At 70.2% G+C, this 7330-nt stretch carries 7 protein-coding genes; 5 read left to right on the plus strand and 2 right to left on the minus strand.

The genetic code is table 11. From position 1 onward, the window contains the following. Positions 1 to 1279 (minus strand): cation:proton antiporter domain-containing protein (locus HW577_RS16685; protein ID WP_198377277.1); only part of this gene is annotated, 1279 nt, incomplete at its 3' end. A gap of 108 nt (positions 1280 to 1387) precedes the next feature. Here HW577_RS16685 and HW577_RS16690 point away from each other — a divergent pair. The 4 genes from HW577_RS16690 to HW577_RS16705 all read left to right on the plus strand — a co-directional run bounded on the left by HW577_RS16690 (position 1388) and on the right by HW577_RS16705 (position 5383). After that, entirely contained in the window at positions 1388 to 1657 is a 270-nt protein-coding gene (locus HW577_RS16690; protein ID WP_198377278.1) for a helix-turn-helix transcriptional regulator, read from the plus strand. A 45-nt stretch (positions 1658 to 1702) separates the two neighbouring features. Continuing rightward, positions 1703 to 3733: a transketolase gene (gene tkt, locus HW577_RS16695; RefSeq protein ID WP_408639538.1), complete on the plus strand. Its 2031-nt coding sequence runs from the start codon at positions 1703 to 1705 to the stop codon at positions 3731 to 3733. A 34-nt stretch (positions 3734 to 3767) separates the two neighbouring features. Next, positions 3768 to 4784, plus strand: a complete 1017-nt coding sequence (gap, locus tag HW577_RS16700) for a type I glyceraldehyde-3-phosphate dehydrogenase (protein WP_198377279.1) — start codon at positions 3768 to 3770, stop codon at positions 4782 to 4784. A 122-nt stretch (positions 4785 to 4906) separates the two neighbouring features. Further along, a complete protein-coding gene (locus HW577_RS16705) occupies positions 4907 to 5383 on the plus strand; it encodes a flavin reductase family protein (RefSeq protein ID WP_332837744.1) in 477 nt (158 codons plus the stop codon). 4 nt (positions 5384 to 5387) lie between these two features. Here HW577_RS16705 and HW577_RS16710 read toward each other — a convergent pair whose 3' ends face one another. Continuing rightward, positions 5388 to 5774: a DUF6636 domain-containing protein gene (locus tag HW577_RS16710; RefSeq protein WP_198377281.1), complete on the minus strand. Its 387-nt coding sequence runs from the start codon at positions 5772 to 5774 to the stop codon at positions 5388 to 5390. A gap of 28 nt (positions 5775 to 5802) precedes the next feature. Between HW577_RS16710 and HW577_RS16715 the strand changes: the two genes are divergently transcribed. Continuing rightward, positions 5803 to 6996 carry a phosphoglycerate kinase gene (locus HW577_RS16715; protein WP_198377282.1) on the plus strand — a complete coding sequence of 398 codons (1194 nt, stop codon included), beginning with the start codon at positions 5803 to 5805 and terminating at the stop codon, positions 6994 to 6996. Positions 6997 to 7330: the final 334 nt, after the last annotated feature.

The raw sequence follows: 7330 nt of genomic DNA on the forward strand, positions 1-7330 counted from the left end.
CGACGAGGCTGCCGACGCGGCCATAGCCGACCAGCACCTCGTGCCCCGGCTCGGCGGCCGGCGCCGGCGGGGGCGGCGGCACGGGGGAGCGCGGCGCGGCCGGCAGCTTCCGCTCCGCCACCCAGAACACCAGCGGGTTCAGCAGGATCGACAGGATCGCGCCGGCCAGCACCAGGTCCCGACCCTCCGGCGGCAGCAGCGAGAGCGCGACGCCTAGCCCGGCCAGGATGAAGGAGAATTCGCCGATCTGCGCGAGCGAGGCCGAGATGGTCAGCGCCGTGCCGTGCCCATGCCCGAACAGCCGCACGATGCCATAGGCCGCGACCGACTTGCCGACCACGATGATCAGCACCGTCGCGAGCAGCCCGAGCGGGTCGCGCAGCAGCACGCCCGGATCGAACAGCATGCCGACCGAGACGAAGAACAGCACCGCGAAGGCGTCGCGCAGCGGCAGCGCTTCCTCCGCCGCGCGCTGGCTGAGCCGGCTTTCCGACAGCACCATGCCGGCGAAGAAGGCACCCAGCGCGAAGGACACGCCGAACAGCTTCGCCGCGCCGAAGGCCACGCCCAGCGCCACCACATAGACCGCGAGACGGAACAATTCGCGCGAGCCGGTATGCGCGACGTAGTGCAGCAGCGCGGGGATGGCGCGCCGGCCGACCAGCAGCATCGCCGCGCCGAACAGCCCGACCTTGCCGAGCGTGATGCCGATGGCCAGCGCGATGTCGCGCGCCGATAACGCGCCCGCCGCCATCGCCGCGGCGAGCGCGGGCAACAGCACCAGGGCGAGCACCATGGCGAGGTCCTCCACCACCAGCCAGCCCACCGCGATGCGCCCGCGCTCGGTGTCGATGATCCGCCGTTCCTGCAGCGCGCGGATCAGCACGACGGTCGAGGCGACCGACAGCGCCAGGCCGAACACGATTCCCGCCGCCATGCTCCAGCCCAGCAGCAGCGCGAGCCCCAGGCCGAGCGCGGTCGCCACCGCGATCTGCACGATCGCCCCCGGCACCGCGATGGCCGCGACCGAGACGAGGTCCCGCCAGGAGAAATGCAGCCCCACCGCGAACATCAGCAGGATGACGCCGATCTCGGCGAGTTCCGCCGCGAGCGCGGCATCGGCCACGAATCCGGGCGTGAAGGGCCCGACGGCAACGCCCGCGAGCAGGTAGCCCACCAGCGGGGAAACGCGCAGCCGCTGCGCCAGCAGGCCCAGCGCGAAGGCCAGCACCAGGCCGACGACGATGGTCGCGATCAGGGGGGTCTGGTGGTCCGGCATCTGTCCCGCCTCCTGCTGTCCTGCGACGATCCATGTGGGTCGTGGAGGATTGTTTTTCAATTTTTTCATCAATATTGATGTTCAGCGTTGAAATCCCAGGTCACCTCGATGCCGCTTTCCGCCCCCCAATGCCGGGCCGCCCGCGCCCTGCTCGACTGGACCCAGGCGGAGCTTGCCCGCGCGGCGGGCGTCAGCCCGGGCACCGTGCGCGGCTTCGAAGGCGGCCATCACGCGCTGCATCGCGCCACCGCCATGGCGATCCGCGGCGCGCTTGAGGATGCGGGCATCCGCTTCCTCGACCCCTGCGCGGAAGGCGGGGAAGGCGTGCGCCGCGCCGCGGGTCCGGCAGGTTGCCCGCAGCCCCCCCCGCCTCTATAGCGGCGCCGCCCCCTTTTCCTTCGCAGGTGCCCGAACTTGGCCTCCATCGCCCCCACCCCGGATGCCACGCAGAACCCGGCGCTCGCCGCGCAGGCGGAGATCCTCGCCCGCGGCGGGGAGACCCGGCGCATGGCCGATGCCGTCCGGGCGCTCGCGATCGACGCGGTGGAAGCCGCCAAGTCCGGCCATCCTGGCATGCCGATGGGCATGGCCGATGTCGCCACCACGCTCTTCACCAAGGTCCTGAAATACGACGCGGCCGACCCGCGCTGGCCGGATCGCGACCGCTTCGTGCTCTCGGCCGGCCACGGCTCGATGCTGCTGTACGCCCTGCTGCACCTGACCGGGCATGCGGGCATGGGGATCGAGGAGCTCCGCCGCTTCCGCCAGCTCCATTCCCCCGCCGCCGGCCATCCGGAATTCGGCGAGCATCCGGGTATCGAGACGACGACCGGCCCGCTCGGCCAGGGCATCGCGACGGCGGTCGGCATGGCGCTCGCGGAACGCATGCTGGCGGCGCGCTTCGGCGCATCCCTGGTGGACCACCGCACCTGGGTCATCGCCTCCGACGGCGACCTGCAGGAAGGCGTCAGCCACGAGGCTGCCTCGCTCGCCGGGCATTATGGACTGTCGAAGCTATGCGTGCTGTGGGACGACAACCACATCTCGATCGACGGCGACACGGCGCTGTCCTTCAGCGAGGACGTGCTGAAGCGCTTCCAGGCCTATGGCTGGGCGGTGCGCCGGATCGATGGGCACGACCCCGTGGCGATCGAGGGCGCGATGGCCTGGGCGATGCGCAACCGCAAGCCGACGCTGATCGCCTGCCGCACCATCATCGGCTTCGGCGCGCCGACCAAGGCGGGCACGGCGGGCTCGCACGGCAGCCCGCTCGGCGCGGCGGAAGCGGCCGCGGCGAAGGACCTGCTCGGCTGGACCGCGCCTGCCTTCACCGTGCCGGAGGATCTCAAGGCCACCTGGGAAGCCGCCGGGCGGCGCAGCGCGGGCACCCGCCGGTCCTGGCTTAAGCGCCTCACCAAGCACCCGCAGGGCGCCGATTTCGACCGCGCAATGGCCGGCCGCCTGCCGGAATCCTGGCATGAGGCGCTGGTCGCGCTGCGCGCGAAGCACGCCGAGGAAAAGCCCAAGATCGCGACGCGCGTGGCGAGCCAGAAGGCGCTGGAAGCCCTCGTCCCCTCCGTGCCCGAGATGGTCGGCGGATCGGCCGACCTCACCGGGTCGAACAACACCAATGTGAAGGGTGTCCCGGCGATCGCGCCCGGCAATTTCTCCGGCCGCTTCGTCCATTGGGGCGTGCGCGAGCACGGCATGGCCGCGGCCATGAACGGCATGGCGCTGCATGGCGGCATCATCCCCTATTCGGGCACCTTCCTGGTCTTCTCGGACTATATGCGCCCGTCGATCCGCCTCGCCGCGCTGATGCGCCAGCGGGTGATCCATGTGCTGACGCATGATTCGATCGGCCTGGGCGAGGACGGGCCGACGCACCAGCCGGTCGAGCACGTCGCCTCCTTCCGCGCCATGCCCAATGTCTGCGTCTTCCGCCCGGCGGATGCGATGGAGACCGCCGAGTGCTGGGAACTCGCGGTCAAGCGGGCGGATGGGCCTTCGCTGCTCGCGCTGTCACGCCAGAACCTGCCGGCGCTGCGCAGCGACACCGGCGAGAATCGCTGCGCCCGCGGCGGCTACGTGCTGGCCGAGGCGAGTGCCGCTCGGCGCGCGACGCTGATCGCCACGGGCTCGGAAGTGCACATCGCGCTGGCCGCGCGGGACGCTCTGGAGGCCGAAGGCATCCCGACCGCCCTCGTCTCCCTGCCCTGCTGGGAGATCTTTGGCGCCCAGGACGCGTCGTACCGGGAACAGGTGCTCGGCTCCGTCCTTCGCGTGGGCGTCGAGGCGGCGGTCGGCATGGGCTGGGAACGCTGGCTCGGCCCGGACGGCATCTTCGTCGGCATGGGCGGCTTCGGCGCCTCGGCGCCGGCGGAAGACCTCTACCGGCATTTCGGCATCACGGCCGATGCCATCGTGGCGGCGGTGAAGAAGCGCCTCGCCTGAACACAGCGAACCCTCGGGGAAGGAAGAAACGACAATGGCAGTGAAGGTCGCCATCAACGGTTTCGGGCGCATCGGCCGCCTGGTGCTCCGCGCGATGGTCGAAAGCGGACGCACCGATGTCGAGTGCGTCGCCATCAACGACCTCGGCTCGGTCGAGGCCAACGCCCACCTGCTGCGCTACGATAGCGTCCACGGCCGCTTCCCCGGCGAGATCGCCGTCGACGGCAACAAGCTGGTTATCACCGCGAACGGCCGCACCTACGCGCCCATTACCGTCTCCGCCGAGCGCGACCCGACCAAGGTGCCCTTCCAGGGCGTCGACGTCGCGATGGAATGCACCGGCATCTTCACGAGCAAGGAGAAGGCCTCCGCGCTCATCGCCGCCGGCGCGCGCAAGGTCGTCATCTCCGCCCCCGGCGACAATGCCGACGCGACCATCGTCTACGGCGTGAACCACAAGACGCTGACGAAGGAGATGACGGTCATCTCCAACGCCTCCTGCACCACCAACTGCCTCGCCCCCGTGGCCAAGGTGCTGCACGAGAACTTCGGCATCGTCCGCGGCTACATGGTGACGATCCACGCCTATACCGGCGACCAGAACACGGTCGACACGCTCCACAAGGACCTGCACCGCGCGCGCGCGGCGGCCGTCTCCGCCATCCCGACCAGCACGGGCGCGGCCAAGGCGGTCGGGCTCGTCATGCCGGAACTCAAGGGCAAGCTCGACGGCACGGCGATCCGCATCCCGACGCCGAACGTCTCCCTCGTCTCGCTCGACTTCGTGCCCGCCAAGGAAGGCGTGACGAAGGAAGCGGTGAACGCGGCGATGAAGGCGGCCGCGGAAGGGGAGCTCAAGGGCATCCTCGGCTACAACACGGCGCCGCTCGTCAGCATCGATTTCAACCACAACCCGGCCTCGTCCACCTTCGACGCGACGCAGACCCAGGTCGTCGACGGCGGGCTCGTGCGCGTGCTGTCCTGGTACGACAACGAATGGGGCTTCTCGAACCGCATGAGCGACACGGCGGCACTGTTCGGGTCGCTGTGATGTCCCGGAGGGGCGCCGCCCCTCCGGACCACCCCGCCAAGGGCCGAAAGGCCCTTGGAACCCATCACCTGCGCTCGGCGCCGCTTGACAGGACCTACCAGCTCATCGAGCCGGGACCCGTCGTGCTGCTCGCCACCAGCGACCGGGGCAAGCCCAATATCATGGCCATGTCCTGGCACATGATGGTCGAGTTCACCCCGCCCCGGATCGCCTGCATCGTCAGCAACCGGAACCATTCCTTCGCGGCGCTGAAGCGCACGAAGGAATGCGTCATCGCCATCCCGCCCGCCACCATGGCACGGACGGTGGTGGACATCGGCAACTGCACGGGGGCGGAGGTCGACAAGATCGCGCGCTTCCGCATCCCCACGCGCCCGGCGCGACACGTCGCACCGCCGCTGCTGCCCGCCTGCATCGCCAACCTGGAATGCCGCGTGGTCGATACGCGCATGGTCAGCGCCTACTGCATGTTCGTCCTGGACGTCGTGCATGCCTGGACGAACCCGGCGCTGCGCGGGGCCAGCACCATCCACCACCAGGGCTGGGGACGCTTCGCGCTGGATGGGCGGGTCATCCGCCTGCCCTCCGGGAAGGCGTGAAGCGTCAGAAGAAGCTCAGCCGCGCCCGCGCCATCTCGAAGCCGCGGCCCTCGGCATTCTGGCAGCGCAGCCCGTTCTGCGCAGCGACGCAGCTCATCCCCCGCCCCTGCCAGGCCTGGCCATAGCCCAGCACCGGCGCCATCGGGTTCGCCACCGTGTCGCCATGGCAGATCAGCCGGGCATTGCCCCGCGGGCCAAGTTCCACCGCGCCCCCATAGTCGAGGTCGCAGGCCGGCGGCCGCCGCGGCGGGCGATAGGAATAGTTCAGCACGTCGCAGCGGATCACCCCGTCCCACACCGCGCAGTGGATATTGCCCGAGGGCAACTGGAAGGCCTCCTGCGCGGATGCTAGGAGCGGAAACAGCACAAGAGCCGCGACCCACCGGACCATTCCAACCCTCTCCCGGAACCCCGACGCGATGACCTACAGAACCATCGATGCGCTGGATGCCAAGGGCAAGCGCATCCTCCTCCGCGCAGACCTTAACGTTCCGGTGAAGGACGGGCGCATCACCGACCGCACGCGGATCGAGAGGCTTTGCCCGACGATCGCGGAACTCGCAGGCCATGGCGGGCGCGTCATCGTCTGCAGCCATTTCGACCGGCCGAAGGGTAAGCGCGTGCCGGAGATGTCGCTCAAGCCGCTGCAGGAGGCGCTGTCCGCAGCGCTCAAGCGCCACGTGGCCTGGGCCGATGACTGCATCGGGCCGGAGGCCGAGGCCGCCGTAGCCGCGCTCGACGATGGCGACATCCTGCTGCTCGAGAACACACGCTACCACGCCGGGGAGGAGAAGAACGACCCGGCCATGGCCGCGGCGCTGGCGAAGCTCGCTGACGCATATGTGAACGACGCCTTCTCCGCCGCCCACCGGGCGCATGCCAGCACGGAGGGCGTCGCTCATCTGCTGCCCGCCTATGCCGGGCGGCTGATGGAGGTCGAGCTCAAGGCGCTCGATGCCGCGCTCGGCAATCCCGCGCGGCCGGTCGTCGCCATCGTCGGGGGGGCGAAGGTCTCGACGAAGCTCGACCTGCTCGGGAACCTCTCGAAGAAGGTCGATGTGCTGGTGATCGGCGGCGCGATGGCGAACACCTTCCTCGCCGCCCAGGGCCACGCCATGGGCAGGTCGCTCCAGGAAGCGGAGATGCACGACACGGCGCGCGCCATCCTCGACGGCGCCAAGGCCGCCAATTGCGAGATCCTGCTGCCGACCGACCTGGTGGTGGCCGAGCAGTTCGCGCCGAACCCGCCGACGCGGACGGTCGGCGTCGGGTCCGTGCCGGCCGACAGCATGGCGCTCGATGTCGGCCCGGCGACGGAACAGGCGATCGAGGCGCGGCTCCGCTCGGCCTCCACCCTCGTCTGGAACGGCCCGCTCGGCGCCTTCGAGACGCCGCCCTTCGACGCCGCGACGGTCGCGGTGGCCCAGATCGTCGCCTCCCTCACCCAATCGGGCGCGTTGAAGTCGATCGGCGGCGGCGGGGATACCGTCGCGGCGCTGCGCCATGCGGGCGTGGCCGAGCGCATGACCTATGTCTCGAGCGCCGGCGGGGCCTTCCTGGAATGGCTCGAGGGCAAGGAGTTGCCGGGCGTGGCGGCATTGTCGCGGGACTGAGCCTCGCGCCGGGCTTTTTGATCAGGTTTCAATCAAAAGTTGCTGGAAGGTTAATGGCGACCCTGCGCATCCTGCCGGCATGCGCATCGGTCCCGCCCGTCCCGTCGCCCGCACCACCCGATCGCGGGCCCCGTTAAGCCATTCTTCACGTCTTGGCTGGACTATGCTGCGCATGGTCAGTCTCAACTCCCTCGCCGCCTTCACGCAAGAGGTCACCCGCAGCGCCGGCATCCAGCAGGTGCGCGGGCCCGAGCGCCCCGAGGCCGCCGCCGGTCGCGCCGCCAGCCCGGCGCCGCAGCGGATCCTCGAGGCCGTGCCCCCCGCCGGCGCCCTG

Source organism: Neoroseomonas rubea (assembly GCF_016106015.1).
Taxonomy (GTDB): Bacteria; Pseudomonadota; Alphaproteobacteria; order Acetobacterales; family Acetobacteraceae; genus Neoroseomonas; species Neoroseomonas rubea.